Genomic DNA, 21,638 nt, shown 5'->3' with positions numbered 1-21,638 from the left:
AACGCCCGGTTACATTCCGAACCCGGAAGCTAAGCCCTCCAGCGCCGATGGTACTGCACCCGGGAGGGTGTGGGAGAGTAGGACACCGCCGGACACACGTTACAGTCGAGGGCCGCCCGGAATCGGGACGGCCCTCGACTGCGTTGCGTCGTGGAACGACGTATTCAGGAAGGATGTACCAGTGAGTTCTGGACCTCAGGGCGACGACCGTCCCCGGGGCTACGAGGGACGGCCCGGCGACCGCGATGGCGACAACCGCCGTGGCGACCGTCCGTCGTACCGCGACGATCGCGGTCGGGAGCGTGACTCCCGCGACGGTGGACGTGGCGCCGGCGGTTACGGTGCTGACCGTTCCCGGTCCGGTGGCTTCCGTCGGGACGGCGACCGTCGTGAGGGCGGCTACCGAGGTAGCGACCGGGGCACCGGCGGCGGCTTCGGTGGCGACCGACGTGGCTCCGGTGGCGACCGGGAAGGCTCCCGCGGCGATCGCGGCACCGGCGGCTTCCGTGGTGAGCGGCGTGAGGGCGGTTTCGGCGAGCGTCGCCAGGGCGATGACCGACCGGGTTTCCGCCGCGACAACGACCAGCGCGGCACCGGCGCCCGAGGCGACCGGCCTACCGGTGGCTTTCGGGGCGGTGACCGTCGCGAGGGTGGTTTCCGGGGCGGTGACCGTCGTGAGGGCGGTTTCCGGGGCGGTGACCGTCGCGAGAGTGGTTTCCGTGGTGGCGACCGTCGTGAGGGTGGCTTCCGGCCGGAGCGTCGCGATGGTGGTGACCGTCGCGAGGGTGGTTTCCGCAGCGACCGCCGGGACGGCGACAGTCGGGACAGCGGCTTCCGCCCCGACCGTCGTGACGGTGGTGGCGACCGCCGTGAGGGCGGTTTCCGGGGCGGCGAGCGTCGTGAGGGCGGTTTCCGGGGCGGTGACCGTCGTGAAGGTGGCTTCCGGGGCGGTGACCGTCGTGAAGGTGGCTTCCGGCCGGAGCGTCGTGACGGTGGTGACCGTCGTGAGGGCGGCTTCCGTGGCGGCGACAGTCGCGAGAGTGGCTTCCGTGGTGGCGACCGTCGTGAGGGCGGCTTCCGGGGCAGCGACAGTCGTGAGGGCGGTTTCCGTGGTGGCGACCGCCGCGACGGCGGCTTCCGTGGCGAGCGCCGCGACGGTGAGCGTCGTGAGGGCGGTTTCAGCAGGGGCTCCCAGGACCGGGGCTCCCAGGACCGGGGTGGTTTCCGCAGCGACCGTCGCGATGGTGACCGTCGTGAGGGCGGTTTCCGTGGTGAGCGTCGCGAGGGAGGTTTCCGGGACGGCGGTTCGCGGGACCGGGACGGTGCCTCGCGCGGTTCCGCACGTGACTTCGGCTCGGGTGACCGTCGTGAGGGCGGGTACCGGCCGGATCGACGGGACGAAGGCTCTCGCCGGGGTGGCGACGACCGCCGTCAGGGCGACGGCGGTGGCTACCGGCGTACCGAGGGCGGCTTCGGCGGTGCCCGCCGGGAAGGCAGCGCACGCGACGGTGACCGTCGTGAGGGCGGTTTCCGGGGCAACGATCGCCGCGAGGGTGGCTTCCGGCCGGACCGTCGGGACGGCGACCGTCGTGACGGCGGCTTCCGGGGCGGTGAGCGCTCGGAAGGTGGTTTCCGGGGCGGTGACCGTCGTGAGGGTGGCTTCCGCGACCGCGCGTCGAGCGGCTCGGGCTTCCGGGACGGTGAGCGTCGGGACGGTGGCTTCCGCGACGACCGGGACCGACGTGACGGGTCGGACCAGGCCGAGGGTGGGCGTACGCCGGCCCCGGTGCTGCCGGACGAGATCGTCGCGACCGATCTCGACAAGGACGTACGCGCGGAGCTGCTGTCGCTGTCGAAGGGGGTCGCGGACAGCGTGGCCCGGCACCTCGTGGCGACCGGGCAGCTGATCGACGAGGACCCCGCCGAGGCACTGGCCCACGCGATGGCCGCCCGTCGGCTGGCGTCCCGGATCGCCGCCGTGCGTGAGGCGGTCGGTCTGGCCGCGTACCACGCGGGCGAGTGGCAGACGGCGATCGCGGAACTGCGGACGTACCACCGGATGAGCGGTGTGCAGAGTCACCTCGCGGTCCTCGCGGACTGTGAGCGGGCGCTGGGGCGGCCCGAGCGGGCCATCGACCTGTTCCGTGGAGCCGAGCAGGAGAAGCTGGAGGCCGCCGTCGCCATCGAGCTGCTGATCGTGGCCGCCGGTGCGCGAGGCGACCTGGGTCAGCGGGACGCGGCCGTGGCCATGCTCCAGGTGCCCGAGCTGACCACCGACACGGCCCAGCCGTGGACGGCCCGGCTGCGGTACGCGTACGCGGACGCGCTGCTCGCGGTGGACCGCCGGGCCGAGGCCCGGGAGTGGTTCTCCCGTGCGGCCGAGGTCGACGCCGAGGCGGAGACCGACGCGGCGGAGCGGCTGCTCGAACTCGACGGCGTGGTCATCGAGAGCGACGACGAGGACGAGGCCACCGAGGAACTGGTCGCGGGCCCCGGCACTCCGGGTGCGGTACCGGCCCGGCCGGACAGCGAGCTGACCGAGGACGGGCGCCCCGACGACGTCGATACGGCCGAGGACGCGGTCGACGACGTTGCTGGGGTCGAGGACGACGTCGACGCGGTCAGCGACGATCGTGCCGCCAACGACGCGGTCGAGGACGAGGACGAGGTCGGGGACGACCGGGTCGTGGCCGTCGAGGCGGAGTCTCGTGGTGACGAGATCGTCCCGTCGGATGCCGTGACGGCGTCCGACGTTGCGGCGACGAGTGGTGTCGTGACGGCGTTCGACGTGCCGGCGGCGAGTGGTGTCGGCGAGTCGTCCCCGGCGGACGGCGAGCGGTCCGGGGATTCGGAGACCGAGCGGCGATGAGCGGTGACGGGGAGCGGCTGGTCGACGGGTACGCCCTGGTCGTCTTCGACCTGGACGGGGTGATCTATCTGATCGACCGGCCGATCCCCGGCGCGGTCGAGGCGGTCGCCCGGCTGCACGGCGAGGGTCGGGCGGTGGCGTACGCGACGAACAACGCCTCGCGCCGGCCGGCCGACGTGGCCGACCTGCTCACCGGGATGGGCGTACCGGCGCGGCCGGACGAGGTGCTGACCAGCGCGGCCGCCGCCGCTCAGCTGTTGGGGGAGCGGCTGCCGGCCGGCGCCCCGGTGCTGGTGGTGGGTGCCGAGGCGCTGCGGGCGGAGATCCGCGAGGCGGGTCTGACGCCGGTCTCCGGTGCCGACGAGTCGCCGGTCGCGGTGATCCAGGGGTACGGCCCGCAGGTCGGCTGGGCCGACCTGGCCGAGGCAGCGGTGGCGGTACGCGGCGGGGCCGCGTGGATCGCCACCAACACGGACCGGACGCTGCCCAGCGGGCGGGGCCCGCTGCCGGGCAACGGTTCGTTGGTCGCCGCGCTGGCGACCGCGCTGAACCGGCAGCCCGACGAGGTGGTGGGCAAACCGTCGCCGGAACTGTTCGCCACCGCCGCGCGACGGGCGGGCGAGGGCCGGTCCCTGGTGGTCGGTGACCGACTGGACACCGACATCGAGGGTGCCAACCGGGCGGGACTGGACAGCCTGTTGGTGCTCACCGGCGTCAGTGACGTACCCGAGTTGCTCGCCGCGCCGCCGGACCGCCGGCCCACGGCGGTGGCCTGGGACCTGGCGGGGCTCTTCGAGCCGACCGCGATGGTGCGGGTACCGGCGGCCGATGCGGAGCACGGTGGTTGGCGCGTCACGACCGGGCCGGACGGCTGGGAGCTGACCGGCGCGGGTCGACCGCTGGACGCGCTCGCGGCGCTCTGCGCCGTGGCGTGGGAGCGTCGGTCGGAGGGTGTGCCGCGCCCGGGTTCGCCGGAGGCGGCGACGGCGCTGGAGGCACTCGGCCTGACCGGCTGAGCCACGCGTGCCGAGAAGTGCCACCGCTCCTGTCCGGTGCGGTGAGCGTGCCGGCACTCAGAGCAACTTGCGCAGTTTCATCAGGTCGAACGGGTTGGCCTTGATCGAGACGCGTCGGCTGGCCACCGCGCGGGTCACGTCGAGGTCACCACGGACCAGGGCGATCAGGTCGTCGCTGGTGGTGGTCATGGCGATCTTCGCCTTAGGATCGTCGCCGTCGGTCAGCCCGAGCAGCCGTCCACCGGTGAGTCGACCGTGGAAGGCGGTCTCCAGGTCGCTGATCCGGCAGGCCAGGGTGCGGTCCAGGTCGACGTGCTCGCGGACGGTCTCCGCGTTGCGGTCCAGCCGCGCGGCCAGATCCCGCAACGCCTGCCGACACTCGTCCACGGTGGCCACCGTCGCCTCCTCGCCTCACACCACGTCGTACTCCGGGCACCGTACCGCACGGGATCCCGACCGCGGCCCGGTAGCGTGACACCTGCCGGAACCGCGGGTGAAAGGACTCAGGCATGCAGGACGCGTGGCGCGCCTACCTCGAACTGGCCATGGGCCTGACGGAGGCGCCCCGGAAGAAGGCGCAGGACGCGGTACGCCGGTTGGCCGGTTCGACCGGCGCGACCGCCGCACAGCTCCAGACGTTGGCCGAGGAACTGCGCTCGACCGGCGCGGAGAACCGGGAGGCGCTGACCAAGCTGGTGCGGTTCGAGGTCGAACGCGCGCTCGGCGCCGTGGGGCTGGCCACCGCCGACGAGGTCGAGGAGTTGGAGCGGCGGGTACGCGAGCTGGAACGCTGGCTGCGCGCGGCGGCCGACACCACCGCCGTACCGTCGCCGGTCTCCGGAGGTCCGGAGGTCGGCACGCCCGCCGACCTGGCGGCCGAGGCCGCCGAGACCGCGGCGGCGGCCCCGCCGACCGGGCACGCGGCGGCGAAGAACCCGGTCGCCAAGAAGGCCGTGGCGAAGAAGGCGGTCGCGAAGAAGGCGGGTGCCGTGCCGCCGCCGGAGGATCAGCCAGCGGCGAAGAAGGCCGTGGCGAAGGTCGCGAAGAAGGCGGTGGCGAAGAAGACGCCGGGTTCGGTGGCACGTCCCGCCGACGGTGACGCCCCGGCCCGACCCGCCAGCCGCCCGGACACCACGCCGTGACCGGCCGTCGCTCGCGGCGCCCCGGGCCGACGCGGTCGGCCGTGGGGCGGCGAGACGTCGGATCGGGTGCTGCGACGCGGGCCGGAGCGCGGCGGTGAGCGTGTCGCCACGGCCCGGGCCACCACCGGGGCCGCGCCCGGGTCCACCGCCGCAGTCGTGGAGCGAGGACGGCGCCGACGACGGGGGACACCCGGCGGTGGACGCCGCCGTGCAGGCGATGGCGAACGCCGCGAACCTCGCGCCGGCCGACCAGATCGCGCAGTACGAGGCCGCGTACCAGACGTTGCGGGAAACGCTCGCCACCATCGACCAGGCCTGAGGAGACCCTCCGCCCATGGCACGTCGTAACCGGTTGGACGCCGAACTCGTCCGTCGTGGCCTGGCCCGCTCCCGGGAGCAGGCCGCCGACCTGGTGGAGGCCGGTCGGGTACGGCTTCGGGGGGTGGTGGCCCGCAAGGCCGCCGCGATGGTCGACCCCGCCGACCCGCTGGTGGTCACCGGCGCCGACCCCGCCTCCGAGTACGTCTCCCGGGGCGGACACAAACTGGCCGGTGCGCTGGCCGCCTTCGCCCCCGGTGGGCTGGCCGTGACCGGCCGGCGGTGCCTGGACGCCGGGGCGTCCACCGGCGGCTTCACCGACGTGCTGCTGCGGGCGGGCGCGGCCGAGGTGGTGGCGGTCGACGTCGGCTACGGACAGCTCGCCTGGTCGCTGCGGACCGACGAGCGGGTCCGGGTCCTGGAACGGACGAACGTCCGGACGCTGACCGCCGAGGCGATCGAAGGACAGGTCGACCTGACGGTGGCCGACCTGTCGTTCATCTCGCTGCGGCTGGTGCTGCCGGCCTTGGCCGCCTGCACGGCCGTCGACGGCGACCTGGCGTTGATGGTCAAGCCCCAGTTCGAGGTGGGCCGGGAACGGGTCGGTGCGGGTGGCGTGGTGCGGGACCCGGCGCTGCGGGCCGAGGCGGTGCTCGACGTCGCCGCGTCCGCCGCGACGCTCGGACTGGGGCTGGCGGAGCTGGCGGCCAGCCCGCTGCCCGGCCCGAGCGGCAACGTCGAGTTCTTCGTATGGTTACGCCGGGACGCGCCAGCGGCCGACCCGGAACGGGTACGGGCCGTGGTGGCGGCCGGGCCCGGTGCGCCGGCGGCCGCCGGTGACGCGCGTGACGAGGTGACGAAGGAGGTGGCCGGGTGAGTGAGGGCAACTCCGCCACGGCGGGGGTAGGTCCGGGTGGTTCGACGCGACGGCCGACCCACGGCGGGCGGGCCTTCCGGTGACCCGTACCGCCCTGCTGGTGACCCACACGGGTCGCCGACGCAGCACGGAACACGCGCGTACGGTCGCGGCCGACCTGATCGCCGCCGGCTTCGAGGTCCGGGTGGTGGCCGAGGAGGCCGAGGATCTCGATCTGCCGGGTGCGGTGCCGGTGACCGGGCCGGAGGCGGCCGAGGGTGCCGAGATCGTCTTCGCGCTCGGTGGTGACGGCACCTTCCTGCGTGCCGCCGAGCTGGCCCGCCCGGCGAAGGTGCCGCTGCTCGGCATCAACCTGGGCAAGGTCGGCTTCCTGGCCGAGGCGGAGATCGACGATCTGGATCTCGCCGTACGCGACGTGGTGGGCCGCAACTACAGCGTCAACGAGCGGCTCACCCTGGACGTCACCGCCGAGTTCGACGGCGGGCCGACGATCGAGTCGTGGGCGCTCAACGAGATCAGCGTCGAGAAGGGCGAACGGGCCCAGATGCTGGAGCTGCTGGTCGATGTGGACGGTCGCCCCCTGTCGCGGTACGGGTGCGACGGGGTGGTCTGCGCCACGCCGACCGGCTCGACGGCGTACGCCTTCTCCGGCGGCGGGCCCGTGGTCTGGCCCGAGGTGGAGGCGCTGCTGCTGGTGCCGATCAGCGCGCACGCCCTGTTCAGCCGGCCGCTGGTGACCGCGCCCACCTCGACCTTCTCGATCACCGTGGACCCGTTCACCACGCTGGCGGTGCTCTCCTGCGACGGGCGGCGGGTCTACGACCTGCCGCCGGGCGCCCGGGTCACGGTGCGTCGCGGTGTCCTGCCGGTGCGGATCGTGCGGCTGCGCGACCGGTCGTTCACCGACCGCCTGGTGGCCAAGTTCGACCTGCCGGTGCACGGCTGGCGGGGCAACCGCCGCTGACCCGGGTCGCCGCGCCGGCTGGTCAAGTGTCGGGCCACGCGTCTACTGTCGGGTGCTGTGCTGGAGGAGCTACGGATCACCGGACTGGGCGTCATCGAGGACACCACGCTGCCGCTCGCCGGTGGCATGAATGTCATCACCGGCGAGACCGGTGCCGGTAAGACGATGGTGGTCACCGGCCTTGGCCTGCTCTTCGGGGGTCGTGCCGACGCGGGGCGGGTGCGTGCCCAGCCCGGTCGGGCCGTCGTCGAGGGGCGCCTGCGTCTCAGCGGTCGGGTCGCCGAATCGGTGCACGCCCGGATCACGGACGCCGGGGGCGAGCCCGACGACGACGGCGCGATGCTGCTGAGCCGGACGGTCACCGTGGAGGGTCGCTCGCGGGCGCATCTGGGCGGGCGGAGCATGCCGGTGTCGACGCTCGGCGAGGTGGGCGAACAGGTGGTGGCCGTACACGGCCAGTCCGACCAGTTGCGCCTGCTGCGTCCCGCCGAGCAGCGGGCCGCCCTGGACCGCTTCGCCGGGCCGGAGCACGAGAAGCTGCTGGAGGCGACGCGCGAGGCGTACACGCAGTGGCGTCGGGTGGTCGACGACCTGGCGGACCGGCGGCGCAACGCGCGGGAGCGCCACCAGGAGGCGGATCTGCTGCGGCTCGGGCTCGACGAGATCACCCGGGTCGATCCGCAGGCCGGTGAGGACGACGAGCTCAAGACCGAGGCGCAGCGGCTGGAACACGCCGAGGGACTGCGTACCGCGGCGCAGGTCGCCCACCAGTGCGTGGCCGGCGGGTTGGAGGCCACCGACGACACCACGGACGCCTCGGCGCTGCTCGGCACCGCCCGGCGGACGTTGGAGGCCCAGGCCGGCACCGATCCGGCCCTGGGTGAGCTGGCGGCGCGGTTGGAGGAGGCGGCGACCCTGGTCGCCGACGTGTCGGTGGAACTGTCGACGTACCTCACCGGGCTGGACGCCGACCCGGCCCGGCTGCAGAGCATCTACGAGCGCCGGGCCGCGCTGCGGGCGTTGACCCGCAAGTACGCCGACGACGTCGACGGGGTGATCGCCTGGGCGGAACGGGCCCGGACCCGACTGTCCGACCTGGACATCTCCGACGAGGTCCTTGAGGAACTGGACCGGGAGGCGTCCCGGCTGGCCGGTGAGGTGGCCGAGTTGGCCGGCCGGTTGTCGGCGTCCCGCCAGGAGGCGGCGGTGCGCTTCGCCGAGCAGGTGACCGTCGAGTTGGCCGGGCTAGCCATGCCGCACGCCCGCGTCGAGGTGGCGGTGCTGCCCCGGCCGGCCGGGCGGACCGAGCCCACGTTGCCGGTCAACGGGGTGGAGGTCGGTGTCGGGCCGGACGGCGGCGACGAGGTCGAGTTGCGGCTGCTGGCCCATCCCGGTGCGCCGTCGTTGCCGTTGCAGCGCGGCGCGTCCGGCGGTGAGCTGTCCCGGGTGATGCTCGCCATCGAGGTCGTCTTCGCCGGTTCGGGCGGTCCGCCCACGCTGGTCTTCGACGAGGTCGACGCGGGGGTCGGCGGTCAGGCGGCGGTGGAGATCGGCCGTCGGCTGGCCCGGTTGGCCCGCAGCCACCAGGTGCTGGTGGTGACCCACCTGCCGCAGGTGGCCGCGTTCGCCGACCGCCACCTGGTGGTGGCGAAGGACACCGGTGGCGCGGTGACCACCAGCGGGGTGCGGGTGGTGGAGGACACCGAGCGGGCCCGGGAACTGGCCCGGATGCTCGCGGGTTTGCCGGACTCGGATCTGGGTATCGCCCACGCGGAGGAGTTGCTGGCCGTCGCGGCCCGAGAACGGCGGTCGTGAGAACCGTCATTGTGAGCGGAGGCACACCGGCCTTCGCCCATCTGTGCTTCCCTGGGTAGGCGGCCCTGCTCAGGCATGTCGCGACAGATTCGCCTGCCTCACATGCCAGGATGGTCACGATGCGTCTACCCACGTTGCGCCGGACCCGGAACGCGGAACCGGGACGAATCCTCGGCACCGCCCGCCTCGACCGCCGGACGAAACGCCTGGTCGGTCGGCTCCGCCCCGGTGACATCGCCGTGATCGACCATGTCGACCTGGACCGGGTCGCCGCCGACTCGCTGGTCGCCGTGGGCGTCGGCGCGGTCCTCAACGCCAAGCCGTCGGTCTCCGGCCGCTATCCCAACCTCGGTCCGGAGGTGCTCGTCGCGGCGGGCATCCCACTCCTGGACGACCTCGGTGAGGGCGTCTTCGAGCGGATCCGCGAGGGCGACACCGTGCGGATCGAGGGCAACACCGTCTATCTCGGCGACGAGCCGCTGGCGCACGGCAGCCTGCAGGACGCCGAGAGCGTGGCCAAGGCGATGAGCGACGCCCGCGAGGGCCTGTCGGTGCAGTTGGAGGCGTTCGCCGCCAACACCATGGACTACCTCAAGCAGGAACGTGACCTGCTGCTCGACGGTGTCGGCGTACCGGACATCGCGACCGAGATCCAGGGCCGGCACTGCCTGATCGTGGTGCGGGGGTACGACTACAAGGCCGACCTGGACGTGCTGCGCCCGTACATCCGGGAGTTCAAGCCGGTGCTGATCGGCGTCGACGGCGGGGCCGACGCGCTGGTCGAGGCGGGCTACACGCCGGACATGATCATCGGTGACATGGACTCGGTCACCGACGACGTGCTGCGCTGCGGCGCCGAGGTGATCGTGCACGCGTACCCGGACGGCCGGGCTCCCGGTCTGCCCCGGGTCAACGGCCTGGGGGTGCCGGCGGTGACCTTCCCCGCCGCCGCCACCAGCGAGGACCTCGCGATGCTGCTGGCCGACGAGAAGGGCGCTTCGCTGATCGTCGCGGTGGGCACCCACGCCACCCTGGTCGAGTTCCTGGACAAGGGGCGCGGCGGCATGGCGTCGACGTTCCTCACCCGGCTCAAGGTCGGTGGCAAGCTGGTCGACGCCAAGGGTGTGAGCCGGCTCTACCGGCAGAGCATCTCGGGTTCCTCGTTGTTGCTGCTGGTGCTCTCGGCGGTGGCGGCGATGGCCTCGGCGGTGGCGGTGTCCACCGTCGGCAAGGCGTATTTGGGCGTGGTCTCCGAGTGGTGGGACAATTTTGTGTTCCAGCTCGGCCAGCTCTTCTAGCTCCCGACCGATCAAGAGGCTGCAAGCGTGATCAACTTCCGGTACCACGTGGTGTCCCTGACCGCGGTCTTCCTCGCGTTGGCGATCGGCCTGGTCGTCGGTACAGCCGCCCTCAACGGCCCGGTCGCGGACTCGCTCAAGGAGACCGTCAACTCGCTGCGCAAGGACAACCAGCAGATGCGCCAGACGGTCCAGAACATGCAGCGCGAGCTGGAGCTGGAGGAGGAGTTCGCGGCCGAGATGGCCCAGGTGATCCTGCCGGGCAAGCTGACCGGCAAGCGGGTGCTGGTGCTCAGCCTGCCCACCGGCCGGGACCACACCGAGGGCGTGGTCAAGATGCTGGAGCTGGCGGGTGCCGTGATCACCGGGCGGGTCGACCTGCAGGACAAGTTCATCAACCCGGAGAACAACAACAACCTGCTGGAACTGGCGGTCACCGCGGCCCGGCCCACCAGCGCGCCGACCAGCGGACTGCCCGGCAACGGGCACGGCGTGGAGACCTCCAGCGCGCTGCTGGCCACCGTGCTGCTGGATCAGCCCGCCGGGGCCGAGCCGGTCACCGAGGCCGACCGGCGGGCGGTGGTGACCGCGTACGGCAACGCGAACTACCTGACCACCGCGGACCGGATCACCGACGCCGCCGAGGCGGTCGTGGTGATCAGCGGCCAGCCGTACGTGGACAAGGACTCCGCCAAGAAGGACGAGTCGGTGGTGAAGATCGCCGAGCAGTTCGACCGCACCGGCGGCATCGTGGTCGCCGGCAACGGCTCCACCGGCGGCAACCTGGTCTCCTTCGTCCGGGGCGACGCGGTGCTGGCGCAGACCATCTCCACCGTCGACAACGCCAACACCGTCCAGGGGCAGCTCGTCACCTCGCTGGCCGTCGTGCAACAGCTCAACGAGCGCAAGGCCGGCCAGTACGGCGTGGGTGACAACGTCGAGCTGGTGCCTAGACTGCCCCAGTGAGTCGACGGGACACCCCGGGTGTCCGGTTCGACGATGTCGTCCGCCGACCGGCGGCGCAGACGGCGTGAGCGAGCGAGGTGAGCTGGGGCGTGGGCGTACTCGGTCGACTGCTGGCGGCGGGGGTCGGTGCGGCTGCCGCCCGGTACGCGCTCCGTGAGATCCGTACCTCCCCGGCCGGTCCGACACTGGCGCGAACGAACTTCCGTGGCCGTACGGTGACGCTGGCGGCCGGGCCGGCGCTGGCGGTGAGCGCCTCCGGGGCGGCGGCCGGTGGCGCGCCCAGCGTGCCGGGAGGAGCGGCGGTCCTGGTGGCGGGGCTCGGCGCCGGTGCCGTCGGGCTCTACGACGACGTGGTCGGCGCCCGGCCGGAGCAGAAGGCGGACAAGGGCTTCGCGGGACACCTCGCCGCGCTGCGGCAGGGGCGGGTCAGCACCGGCCTGGTCAAGATCGTCGGAGTGGGCGCGGCCGGTCTGGGTGCCGCCGCGCTGCTCGCCGCCGACCCCCGGGTGGCCGGGCACCGTGGTCGGCGTCGCCAGGGCGGGCTGGGCCGGACCGTGGACGTGCTGCTCGGCGCCGGTGTGGTGGCCGGCACCGCCAACCTGCTCAACCTGCTCGACCTGCGACCCGGGCGGGCGCTGAAGTCGGGCCTGCTGCTCGGCGCGCCGCTGGTCGGTGGCGCGACCGGTGGGATCGCCGCCGGTGCGGTGGGCGCCGCCGCCGGGCTGCTTCCCGCCGACCTCGACGAGGACGTGATGCTCGGCGACAGCGGCGCGAACGCGCTCGGCGCCGTGCTCGGCGTGGCGCTGGCCGCACGCACCGGCCCGATCGGTCGGGCCGGGATCCTGGCGGTGCTCGCCGGCCTGACGGCGGCCAGCGAGAAGGTCAGCTTCACCGCCGTCATCGCGCGCACCCCGGGCCTGCGTGAACTCGACGCGCTGGGCCGTCGCGACGACTGACGTGACCAGACCGACACCCCTCGCCGGCGCCGGCCGGGTGGCCGGGGCCGCCGCGCTGATCGCCGTGCTCACCGTGGTCAGCCGGCTGGCCGGGTTCGGCCGTACCGCCGTCTTCACCTGGGTGGTGCAGGACAGCGACCTGGGCGCGATGTACGTGATCGCGAACACCGTCCCCAACATCATCTTCGAGATCGTGGCCGGCGGGGCGCTGGCCAGCCTGGTCGTACCGCTGCTCGCCGGTGCGGTCGCGGCCGGCGACCGGCGGGCCGTGGCGGCGACCACGAGCGCGCTGCTGACCTGGACGGTGACGCTGCTGGTGCCGTTGGCGGTGCTGGTGGCCCTGGGCGCCGAGCAGATCGTGTCGGTCTTCCACAGCCGCAGCCCGGAGGAGCTGGCGGCCGGGGCCCGGATGCTGCGGGTCTTCGCGCCGCAGGTGCCGCTCTACGGCATCGGGATCGTGCTGACCGGTGTGCTCCAGGCCCACCGCCGCTTCGCCTGGCCGGTGATCGCGCCGCTGCTGTCCAGCCTGACGGTGATCGTGGCGTACCTCGTCTTCGTGGCCGTGGCCGGTCCGGGGGCGAGCGTGGCGCAGGCGGGCCGGGGCGCGGAACTGATCCTGTCCGGCGGCACCACGCTCGGTGTGGTGGTGCTCTCGCTGTCGCTGCTGATCCCGTTGCGGCGGCTCCGCCTGCGACTGCGCCCCGGATACGGCTTCCCGGCCGACGCGCGGGCGCGGGTGGGTGGTCTGGTCACCGCCGGTGTGGTCACCGTCACCGCCCAGCAGGTGGCCACGCTGGTGATCCTCTATCAGATCTCCGGTGGTCGGACCGAGGCCCCGCAGGTGTTCAACCTGGCCCAGACGTTCTATCTGCTGCCCTGGGCGGTGCTGGCGGTGCCGCTGGCCACGGCCGCGTACCCGGCGTTGGCCGAGACGGCGGCCGGCGGCGACGAGGCCGGCTACCGCGACACCCTGTCCGGGACGTTGCGCGCGGTGCTGCTGTCCAGTTGCCTGGGCGCGGCGGCACTGGTCGGGGTGGCCGGCCCGATCGGCCGGTTCTTCCCGCTGGACGCCTCCGCCACCGCCACGGCCGTCGCCGGCTTCGCCCCGGGGCTGCTCGGGTACGGGCTGTTCGCGGTCCTCTCCCGCGCCCTGTACGCCCGGGGCGCGACCCGGGAGGCCACCGTCGCCATCAGTGCCGGTTGGCTGGCGGTCACGCTCGGTACGCTGCCGTTGGCGGCACTGCTCCCGACGTCCGACCGGGTGCTCGCCGTGGCGCTGGCCAACTCGGCGGGAATGCTGCTGCTCGGCGGGCTGCTGCTGGTGGCCGTGCGGCGCGCGGCCGGTCCGGCGGCGCTGGCCGGTGCCGTGCGGGCCGGTGCCGCCGGGGTGCTGGCGGGTGCGAGCGCCGCCCTCGCGGCGCTGCTGCTGCTCGGTTGGTGGGGCGGGACCCCGACGCGGTCGGCGGCGCTCGTGCAGGGCATGCTGTCCGGAGTCCTGGTCGTCGTCGTCTTCCTCGGCGTGGTCTGGTTGGTCGACCGGCGGGACGTGCGGCCACTGCTGACCGGGTTGCGTCGACGCCTACGCCGGACCCGGAGCGGAGGCGGGCGAGGGGACGGGAAGGCAAGCGCCGAAACGGAGGGTCGATCCGGGTGAGCGCGAGGAGTGAGCTTGCGAGCCCCGCAGTCGCGAACGGAAGGTCGGCTCGGTGAGCGCGAGGAGTGAGCTTGCGAGCCCCGCAGTCGCGAACGGAGGGCGTGACCGGTGAGCGCGAGGGGTGCGGATGCCCGGTGGGGCACGGTGGTGTTGTTGCTGGCCTCCAGCACCGGTGGTGTCGGGCAGCATGTCCGGGCGGTGGCCCGTGGATTGACGGCGGCCGGTGAGTCGGTGCTGGTCTGCGGGCCGGCGGCGACCCAGGACCAGTTCGACTTCGTGGCGACCGGGGCACGGTTCGCGCCGGTGGAGATCCCGGCCAGCCCGACGCCGGGTGACGTCCGTGCGATCACCACGCTGCGCCGGGTGCTGGCCGGTGAACAGGTGGGTGTGGTGCACGCGCACGGGCTGCGCGCCGGCTTGGTCGCGGTGCTCGCCCGACCGGCCGCCCCGCTGGTGGTCACCTGGCACAACGCGGTGCTCGCCGGTGGGCTGCGGGGCAGCCTGTCGCGGTGGGCCGAGAAGATGGTGGCCCGGGGCGCCCGGGTGACGCTGGGGGCCTCCGCCGACCTGGTGGCCCGGGCCGTCGGGCTCGGGGCCGGGGATGCCCGGCTCGCCCCGGTGGCCGCTCCCGAGCTGCCCGCGCCGCGCCGGGGCCGGGCCGCCGTACGGGCCGAGTTCGGGGTGGCCGCCGACCAGCCGTTGATCCTCTCGGTCGGTCGGCTGCACCCGCAGAAGCGGTACGACGTGCTGGTGGACGCCGCCGCCCGGTGGCGGGAACGGGTGCCGCCGCCGGCCGTGGTGATCGCCGGGAGCGGTCCGGCGTACCTGCCGTTGGCTGCCCGGATCAGTGCCGCGCGGGCGCCGGTGACCCTGCTCGGGCACCGCACCGACGTGGCCGATCTGCTGGCCGGGGCGGACCTGGCGGTGGTGACCAGCGACTGGGAGGCCCGACAACTGTTCGCGCAGGAGGCGCTGCGGGTCGGGGTACCGCTGGTGGCGACCGAGGTGGGTGGCCTGCCGGACCTGGTGGGGGACGCCGCGGTGCTGGTGCCGCCGGGCGACGTCGACGCGGTCGACGCGGCGGTCGGTGACCTGCTCGACGACGCGACGCGCCGCGCCGAGCTGGGCCGTCAGGGTGTCGCGCGGGCCGCGACCTGGCCCACCGAGGCGCAGACCGTGGCCCAGCTGGTCGCGCTCTACGCCGAGTTGACCTCGGGCCGGGCCGGGCCGACGCCCGGTGCCGACACGCCGTCGACGGGACGCCGGTGATGTTGCGCCGAATCGCACCGATCCTGTTGACCCTGGTCGTGGTGGCGCTCGGCGTCACCGTGCTGGCGGCCCGTCCGGAGAGCCCGCCGCCCCGGCAGAGCGCCGACTACGTGGTGCTGGTCGGGGTGGCCGGGCTGCGGTGGGAGGACGTGGACGCGCAGCGTACGCCGACGTTGTGGCGGATGGCGCAGGAGGGCTCGATCGGTTCGTTGTCGGTGCGGTCGGTGTACCGACCCACCTGCCCGGTGGACGGCTGGCTCACGCTCGGCGCGGGGGGCTTCGCCGCCTGGGCCGGCAGCCCGACCGACGGGCAGTGTCCGCCCGCCGACGTGACGGTGGAGCAGCCCGACGGCATCGGCGCGAACCTGCCGCAGCAGGAGAGCGTCGTGCTGCGCAACCAGGAGCGGCTGCCGTGGGGCACGGTGCCCGGCGCGCTGTCGGAGTCGGTGCGCTGCTCGGTGGCGGTCGGCCCGGGTGCGGCGGTGGCCGCCGCGCGGCCGTTCGGTCGGGTCGACCGGTACGCGCCGACGCTGCCGGAGGATCCGGCCGAGCTGCTCGGATCCTGCGTGCTCAGCATCGTCGACGCCGGCACCGTCGAGGGTGAGGACGAGGCGTCGCGGTCGGCGTCGGCGCAAGCGGCCGACGCCCAGCTGGCCCGGGTGCTGGCGGGTCGGCCGCCGCGGTCCCTGGTGATCGTCGCCGGGGTCTCCGACACCGAGCGGCCGTCCCGGCTGCACGTGGCCGTCGCCGACGGCCCCGGCTGGGAGGAGGGCTGGCTGACCTCGCCCAGCACCGGTCGGCAGGGCTACCTGCAACTGATCGACCTCGCGCCGACCGCGCTGGCGGCGTTGGGCCGTCCGATGCCGGACCGGCCGTTCCTCGGCCGGCCCGCCGAGTCGGTCGGTGGGCGGCCGGCCGACCTGGCCGCCGCGATCGCCGAGCCCGCCGACGCGGACCGGGAGGCCGCCGCGCAGCGGCAGGTGGCGGGCGGATTCTTCACGGTGCTGGCCGCCGTGCAGGTAGCGCTGGCCCTGGCGGTGTTGCCGCTGCTGCGCCGCGCCCGCCGGCACGCCGGACCGTACGGGCCGAAGCCGGTGTCCCGGCGGGTGGTGGCGGTGGTGGAGCTGCTGCTGGTGGCGGCGGCGCTGGCCATCCCGGCGGCCCTGCTCGCCGAGGCCGTGCCGTGGTGGCGCAACGTCCACCCGGCCGCTTCCTTCGCCGGGCTGACCATGGTGCTGCTGGCCGCCGCGACGTTGCTGGTGCGGTTGACGCCGGGATACGGCACCACGTTGGGACCGCTCGGCGCGGTGGCCGGTCTCACCACGTTGGCCGTCGGCCTGGACGTGGTCACCGGGGCCCGTCTCCAGCTCAACGGTGTGATCGGGTACTCCGCGTTGGAGGGCGGCCGGTATGCCGGGCTCGGCACCGTGGGGCTCGGCGTCTTCGTGGCCGGCGCGCTGCTGACCGGCGGCTGGCTCGCCCAGCAGGTGCACCGGACGTGGCGACCGATGGTGATGGTGCTGGTGGGCGGTGCCGCCGTGGTGGTGGTCGGCAGTGCGTACCTGGGTGCCGACTCGATCGGCGCGATCGCGGTGACCGCCGGGGTGAGCGTCGCGGCGGCGATCAGCGCGGGCGGGTGGCTGACGTTGACCCGGTTGGCGTGGGCGACCATGGCCGGACTGGCGGTGATGGTCGGGTTCGCGGTCGTGGACCTCGGCCGCCCACCGGCCGATCGCGGCAGCCTGGGCCGGTTCCTCGCGGCACTGGGCGACGGCACCGGTGGGTTGACCGTGCAGCGGTCCAGCGCCTCGAACATCGACACCCTGATGAACAGCCCGTTGACCGTGCTGGCGTTGGCCGGTGCGTTGCTGGTGTGGTTCGCCCTGCTCCAGCCGTGGGGCGGGCTGATGCGGCTGTTCGGCATCTATCCGGCGATCCGAGCGGCGATGGCGGGCACCGGTGTGGCCGTCGGCATCGGCGGGGTGCTGAGCGCGGCGGCGCTGGACGTGGCGGGAGCGGCGGCGGCCGTGGTGGTGCCGATGGCGGCGCTGTCGGCGTTGCGGGTGCTCGACCACTCGGCGGACCGCACCCGGCCCGGCACCGACCGGCCGTCGGACACCATCCGGTCCGACACCCGGGCGGGCGACGCGGCCACCCCGGGTGCCGAGGACACGGCGTGCGCCGGTGCGCCGGTCGAGGACGCCGCCGGGGCCGGTACCGAGGGTGAACGCGGGCGTGGCCGGGCGGTACGGTCGTCGGCCGAGGTCGCGACCGGGTGACCCCGGGAGCGGTACCTCGGGTGCGGCCCGGGAGTGCCTCAGGCGAGGTGTTACCGTGGAATCCCGTGGATCGCGTGATCACTTCGCTGATTGGCTCGGCGGTCTGCACGACCGCGACGGACGACACGGGAGCAGGCCTTGGCCCCTTCAGCACGGACGACCAGGCACATTTTCGTCACCGGGGGAGTCGCCTCCTCGCTGGGTAAGGGGCTCACCGCCTCCAGCCTCGGCAATCTGCTCACCGCGCGGGGACTTCGTGTGGTGATGCAGAAGCTCGACCCGTACCTCAACGTGGACCCCGGCACCATGAACCCGTTCCAGCACGGCGAGGTTTTCGTGACCGAGGACGGCGCCGAGACCGACCTGGACGTCGGTCACTACGAGCGTTTCCTGGACCGGGCGCTGTCCGGCAAGGCGAACGTCACCACCGGCCAGATCTACTCGGAGGTGATCGCCAAGGAACGGCGCGGGGAGTACCTGGGCGACACCGTCCAGGTGATCCCGCACATCACCAACGAGATCAAGTCGCGGATCCTGGCGATGGGCGATCCGGACGACGACGGCCGTACGCCGGACGTGGTGATCACCGAGGTGGGCGGCACGGTCGGCGACATCGAGTCGCTGCCGTTCCTGGAGGCGATCCGGCAGGTCCGTCACGACCTGGGCCGGGACAACTGCTTCTATCTGCACGTCTCGCTGGTGCCGTACCTGGCGCCCTCGGGGGAGCTGAAGACCAAGCCGACCCAGCACTCGGTGGCGCAGCTGCGCAACATCGGTATCCAGCCCGACGCCATCGTCTGCCGCTCGGACCGGGAGATCCCGGACAAGCTCAAGCACAAGCTGTCGCTCTACTGCGATGTCGACGCCGAGGCGGTCATCGCCGCCCCGGACGCGCCCAGCATCTACGACATCCCGAAGGTCCTGCACCGGGAGGGGCTCGACGCGTACGTGGTGCGCCGTCTCGGGCTCTCCTTCCGGGACGTGGACTGGGAGGGCTGGGACGACCTGCTGGAGCGGGTGCACCAGCCCCGGCGCACGGTCACCGTGGCGCTGGTCGGCAAGTACGTCGACCTGCCGGACGCGTACCTGTCGGTCAGCGAGGCGATCCGGGCGGCCGGCTTCGGCAACCGGGCCCGGGTGCAGTTGCGTTGGGTGCCCAGCGACGACTGCGTCACCCCGGCGGGCGCGGCGGCGGCCCTGGCCGGTGTCGACGGCATCGTCATCCCCGGCGGGTTCGGCGTGCGGGGCATCGAGGGCAAGATCGGCACCGCCCGGTACGCGCGGGAGAACGGCATCCCGCTGCTCGGGCTCTGCCTCGGCCTGCAGTGCATGACCATCGAGGTGGCCCGGCACCTGGCCGGGCTGGACGGCGCCAACTCCGTGGAGTTCGACGCCGAGGCCGTGCACCCGGTCATCGCCACCATGGCCGACCAGGAGGACATCGTGGCCGGCAAGGGCGACCTGGGCGGCACCATGCGGCTCGGCGCGTACCCGGCGGCGCTCGCCGAGGGGTCGATCGTCGCCGAGGCGTACGGCAGCACCGAGGCCAGCGAACGGCACCGGCACCGGTACGAGGTGAACAACGCCTACCGCGACCAGCTCGCCAAGGCCGGGCTGCGGATCTCGGGTACCTCGCCGGACGGGCGGCTGGTCGAGTTCGTCGAGCTGGACCGCGAGCTGCACCCGTTCTTCGTGGCCACCCAGGCCCACCCGGAGCTGAAGAGCCGCCCCACCCGACCGCACCCGCTGTTCGCCGCGTTCGTTCAGGCGGCGGTGGCGTACTCGCAGGCCGACCAGCTTCCGGTCGACCTGGACGGTGCCGAGCGGGCCGCGCGCAACGGCACCGCCACGACCGTCCCCTCGGCGTCGTGAGCGACGCCGGCAGGGCGGTCGAGCACCGCTACGAGGTGCTCTCCCGCGAGGTGCAGTACCGCGGTCGGATCTTCGACGTGGTCACCGAGCAGGTGAGCATGCCCGGCGGCGGGACGGCCCCGCGTGACCTGGTCCGGCACGTCGGTGCGGTGGCCGTGGTGGCGTTGGACGACGCCGGCCAGGTGGTGCTGATCCGGCAGTACCGCCAGCCGGTCGGCCGGCGCCTCTGGGAGCTGCCGGCCGGGCTGACCGACGTCACCGGCGAGGACCCGGCGGTGACCGCGGCGCGGGAGCTGGCCGAGGAGGTCGACCTGACCGCCGGTCGGCTCGACGTGCTGGTCGACGTGCACAGCTCACCCGGGTTCACCGACGAGCTGGTCCGGGTCTTCCTGGCCCGGGACCTCGGCGAGGTGCCGGCGGAGCAGCGGCACGACCGGCACGACGAGGAGGCCGACCTGCAGATCGTCCGGATCGACCTGGACGAGGCGGTCGGCATGGTGCTGGCCGGTGAGGTCACCAACGGCCCGTGCGTGGCCGGGCTGCTGGCCGCCGCCCGCGCCCGCGACGCCGGTTGGTCGGTGCTGCGCCGGGCGGACACCCCGCTGCCGGGCTGAGCGGGAGCACGACGACAGGGGCCGCGCGGATCACCGCGCGGCCCCTGTTCGCATGCCGGATCAGTCGCGCAGCGGGCGACCCTGTCCGTCGACGCCACCGTTGACCAGGATCAGGATGCCGTCGATCAGACCCCAGAGGCTGCCGATACCGCAGGTCACCAGCGTGACGACGAGCTGGATGACGCCGGTCTTGGTGTCACCCATGTAGAACCGGCCGACGCCGAAGCCGCCCAGCAGGATCTGCAGGACACCGGCGATGACCTTGCTCTTGTCGGAAACGCCCTGGGGGTACCCGGGCTGATAGGGGGGAATAGTCATGAGGCGACACGATAGTGATCCACACCGACGCTGTCCGCACCGGTAGGCACCACGTGGGACGATGTCGACCAATACTGTCCTGTCGGCTGAGGTGGACCCGGCCGGTGGGCTGCCCGTACACCTGACACATCGTCAGGGTTCGCGGCCACCGGATGTCATGGTGCACGCTCCCGCGACGCGCCGGTACGCCTAAACTGCCGCCCACGGGACCGGTCGACCGTCGCGGCAAAGGGGCCGCCGCGGCACCGCCCAGTCGGGGGAGCCGTCCCCGGAGAGAGGTGTCTGCATCGTGAAGGTCGGCATCCCCCGCGAGGTCAAGAACCACGAGTACCGGGTGGCGATCACGCCCGCGGGCGTCAACGAGTTCACCCGCGGCGGTCACCAGGTCTTCGTCGAGGCCGGTGCCGGGGTCGGCTCCAGCATCACCGACGAGGAGTTCACCGCCGCCGGCGCCAAGATCCTGGACACCGCCGACGAGGTGTGGGACGCCGCCGACATGGTGCTCAAGGTCAAGGAGCCGGTCGCCGAGGAGTACCACCGGATGCGCGAGGGTCAGGTCCTCTTCACCTACCTGCACCTGGCCGCCTCGCGCGACTGCACCCAGGCGCTGCTCGACCGCAGGGTCACCGGCATCGCGTACGAGACGGTCGAGCTGCCGGACCGCTCCCTGCCGCTGCTCGCCCCGATGTCCGAGGTGGCCGGCCGACTCGCCCCGCAGGTCGGCGCCTTCCATCTGATGCGTACCGGAGGCGGCCGGGGCGTGCTGCCCGGTGGCGTCTCGGGCGTGTACGCGGCGAAGACCGTGGTCATCGGTGCCGGGGTCTCCGGCATGAACGCCGCCGCGATCGCGCTGGGCCTGCAGTCCGAGGTGCTGCTGCTGGACAAGAACGTCGGCCGGTTGCGGCAGGCCGACGCCATCTACCGGGGACACCTGCAGACCGTCGCCTCCAACGCGTACGAGATCGAACGGGCCGTGCTCGACGCGGACCTGGTCATCGGCGCGGTGCTGGTGCCCGGCGCCAAGGCACCGAAGCTGATCTCCAACGAGCTGGTGTCCCGGATGAAGCCCGGCAGCGTGCTCGTCGACATCGCCATCGACCAGGGTGGCTGCTTCGAGGACTCGCGGCCGACCACGCACGACGAACCGGTCTACCGGGTGCACGAGTCGATCTTCTACTGCGTGGCGAACATGCCCGGCGCGGTGCCGAACACCAGCACCTACGCGCTCACCAACGTCACCCTGCCGTACGCCCTCGAACTGGCCAACCACGGCTGGCGGGAGGCGTCGCGGCGCGACCCGGCACTGGCCCTGGGCCTGAACACCCACGCCGGCCAGGTCGTCTACGGCCCGGTGGCCGAGGCGCACGGCCTGCCCACCCTCGCGCTCACCGAGGCGCTGGGCTGAGGGGGA

Annotated in this window: 18 protein-coding genes, 1 rRNA gene and 1 pseudogene; 18 read left to right on the top strand and 2 right to left on the bottom strand. The window is 73.5% G+C overall.

All coding sequences use genetic code 11. The features are described 5' to 3' along the window. The 4 genes and pseudogenes from rrf to ACFYTT_RS30300 all read left to right on the top strand — a co-directional run. Nucleotides 1–94: ribosomal RNA gene (rrf, locus tag ACFYTT_RS30315) — 5S ribosomal RNA — on the top strand; the annotation flags it as partial. 151 nt (nt 95–245) lie between these two features. Beyond that, nucleotides 246–1,907 carry a hypothetical protein gene (locus tag ACFYTT_RS30310; RefSeq protein WP_387264339.1) on the top strand — a complete coding sequence of 554 codons (1,662 nt, stop codon included), beginning with the start codon at nt 246–248 and terminating at the stop codon, nt 1,905–1,907. After that, nucleotides 1,874–2,674 (top strand): annotated as a pseudogene (locus ACFYTT_RS30305) (tetratricopeptide repeat protein); the annotation flags it as partial. The gene ACFYTT_RS30310 and the pseudogene ACFYTT_RS30305, both read left to right, overlap by 34 nt. A 191-nt stretch (nt 2,675–2,865) precedes the next feature. Further along, a complete protein-coding gene (locus ACFYTT_RS30300) occupies nt 2,866–3,885 on the top strand; it encodes an HAD-IIA family hydrolase (RefSeq protein ID WP_176093329.1) in 1,020 nt (339 codons plus the stop codon). Between the two features lie 57 nt (nt 3,886–3,942). On the opposite strand, the gene ACFYTT_RS30295 is transcribed toward ACFYTT_RS30300, so the two are convergent. Continuing rightward, a complete protein-coding gene (locus ACFYTT_RS30295; RefSeq protein WP_387264337.1) occupies nt 3,943–4,281 on the bottom strand; it encodes an SCP2 sterol-binding domain-containing protein in 339 nt (112 codons plus the stop codon). A gap of 113 nt (nt 4,282–4,394) precedes the next feature. Between ACFYTT_RS30295 and ACFYTT_RS30290 the strand changes: the two genes are divergently transcribed. From ACFYTT_RS30290 to ACFYTT_RS30230, 13 genes are all read left to right on the top strand, one after another. Continuing rightward, nucleotides 4,395–5,027 carry a phasin family protein gene (locus ACFYTT_RS30290; RefSeq protein WP_387264335.1) on the top strand — a complete coding sequence of 211 codons (633 nt, stop codon included), beginning with the start codon at nt 4,395–4,397 and terminating at the stop codon, nt 5,025–5,027. A gap of 94 nt (nt 5,028–5,121) precedes the next feature. After that, complete coding sequence (locus ACFYTT_RS30285; protein WP_254876780.1) at nt 5,122–5,346, top strand: hypothetical protein; 225 nt, start codon at nt 5,122–5,124, stop codon at nt 5,344–5,346. 15 nt (nt 5,347–5,361) lie between these two features. Then, the gene (locus ACFYTT_RS30280) at nt 5,362–6,222 is read left to right on the top strand and encodes a TlyA family RNA methyltransferase (protein WP_387264333.1); all 861 of its coding nucleotides are present in this window, start codon (nt 5,362–5,364) and stop codon (nt 6,220–6,222) included. Between the two features lie 79 nt (nt 6,223–6,301). Further along, the gene (locus ACFYTT_RS30275; RefSeq protein WP_131054652.1) at nt 6,302–7,186 is read left to right on the top strand and encodes an NAD kinase; all 885 of its coding nucleotides are present in this window, start codon (nt 6,302–6,304) and stop codon (nt 7,184–7,186) included. A gap of 57 nt (nt 7,187–7,243) precedes the next feature. Then, entirely contained in the window at nt 7,244–9,001 is a 1,758-nt protein-coding gene (gene recN / locus ACFYTT_RS30270; protein WP_176093332.1) for a DNA repair protein RecN, read from the top strand. A gap of 119 nt (nt 9,002–9,120) precedes the next feature. After that, entirely contained in the window at nt 9,121–10,299 is a 1,179-nt protein-coding gene (gene steA / locus ACFYTT_RS30265; protein WP_131054654.1) for a putative cytokinetic ring protein SteA, read from the top strand. Nucleotides 10,300–10,326: 27 nt separating this feature from the next. Beyond that, nucleotides 10,327–11,265 (top strand): copper transporter, encoded by a 939-nt coding sequence (locus tag ACFYTT_RS30260; protein ID WP_131054655.1) that lies wholly within the window; start codon nt 10,327–10,329, stop codon nt 11,263–11,265. A gap of 89 nt (nt 11,266–11,354) precedes the next feature. Beyond that, nucleotides 11,355–12,221: a hypothetical protein gene (locus ACFYTT_RS30255; RefSeq protein ID WP_387264345.1), complete on the top strand. Its 867-nt coding sequence runs from the start codon at nt 11,355–11,357 to the stop codon at nt 12,219–12,221. Nucleotide 12,222: 1 nt separating this feature from the next. Next, nucleotides 12,223–13,875, top strand: coding sequence for a murein biosynthesis integral membrane protein MurJ (gene murJ / locus ACFYTT_RS30250; RefSeq protein ID WP_387264330.1), 1,653 nt, complete (start codon nt 12,223–12,225; stop codon nt 13,873–13,875). Between the two features lie 108 nt (nt 13,876–13,983). After that, a complete protein-coding gene (locus tag ACFYTT_RS30245) occupies nt 13,984–15,144 on the top strand; it encodes a glycosyltransferase family 4 protein (RefSeq protein WP_387264328.1) in 1,161 nt (386 codons plus the stop codon). Next, nucleotides 15,144–17,423: a hypothetical protein gene (locus tag ACFYTT_RS30240; RefSeq protein WP_387264326.1), complete on the top strand. Its 2,280-nt coding sequence runs from the start codon at nt 15,144–15,146 to the stop codon at nt 17,421–17,423. Before ACFYTT_RS30245 ends, ACFYTT_RS30240 begins: the two co-directional genes overlap by 1 nt. A gap of 138 nt (nt 17,424–17,561) precedes the next feature. After that, nucleotides 17,562–19,295, top strand: coding sequence for a CTP synthase (locus ACFYTT_RS30235; protein WP_387264324.1), 1,734 nt, complete (start codon nt 17,562–17,564; stop codon nt 19,293–19,295). Next, a complete protein-coding gene (locus tag ACFYTT_RS30230; protein WP_131055549.1) occupies nt 19,292–19,909 on the top strand; it encodes an NUDIX hydrolase in 618 nt (205 codons plus the stop codon). Before ACFYTT_RS30235 ends, ACFYTT_RS30230 begins: the two co-directional genes overlap by 4 nt. A gap of 60 nt (nt 19,910–19,969) precedes the next feature. Here ACFYTT_RS30230 and ACFYTT_RS30225 read toward each other — a convergent pair whose 3' ends face one another. Beyond that, nucleotides 19,970–20,299 (bottom strand): TM2 domain-containing protein, encoded by a 330-nt coding sequence (locus ACFYTT_RS30225; protein ID WP_343232782.1) that lies wholly within the window; start codon nt 20,297–20,299, stop codon nt 19,970–19,972. A 217-nt stretch (nt 20,300–20,516) separates the two neighbouring features. Between ACFYTT_RS30225 and ald the strand changes: the two genes are divergently transcribed. Next, a complete protein-coding gene (gene ald, locus ACFYTT_RS30220) occupies nt 20,517–21,632 on the top strand; it encodes an alanine dehydrogenase (RefSeq protein WP_131055545.1) in 1,116 nt (371 codons plus the stop codon). Nucleotides 21,633–21,638 lie beyond the last annotated feature (6 nt).

This window comes from Micromonospora sp. NPDC003816 (genome assembly GCF_042874705.1).
Classification (GTDB): Bacteria; Actinomycetota; Actinomycetes; order Mycobacteriales; family Micromonosporaceae; genus Micromonospora.
Note: the sequence above shows the minus strand (reverse complement) of the source record. Positions and strands in the feature narration are given on the sequence as shown.

Excerpts from the sequence above, each read along its gene's own strand:
- steA (WP_131054654.1), top strand. The coding sequence starts at position 9,121 with ATGCGTCTACCCACGTTGCGCCGGACCCGGAACGCGGAACCGGGACGA.
- ACFYTT_RS30310 (WP_387264339.1), top strand. The coding sequence starts at position 246 with ATGGCGACAACCGCCGTGGCGACCGTCCGTCGTACCGCGACGATCGCG.
- ACFYTT_RS30280 (WP_387264333.1), top strand. The coding sequence starts at position 5,362 with ATGGCACGTCGTAACCGGTTGGACGCCGAACTCGTCCGTCGTGGCCTG.
- ACFYTT_RS30300 (WP_176093329.1), top strand. The coding sequence starts at position 2,866 with ATGAGCGGTGACGGGGAGCGGCTGGTCGACGGGTACGCCCTGGTCGTC.
- ACFYTT_RS30290 (WP_387264335.1), top strand. The coding sequence starts at position 4,395 with ATGCAGGACGCGTGGCGCGCCTACCTCGAACTGGCCATGGGCCTGACG.
- ACFYTT_RS30240 (WP_387264326.1), top strand. The coding sequence starts at position 15,144 with ATGTTGCGCCGAATCGCACCGATCCTGTTGACCCTGGTCGTGGTGGCG.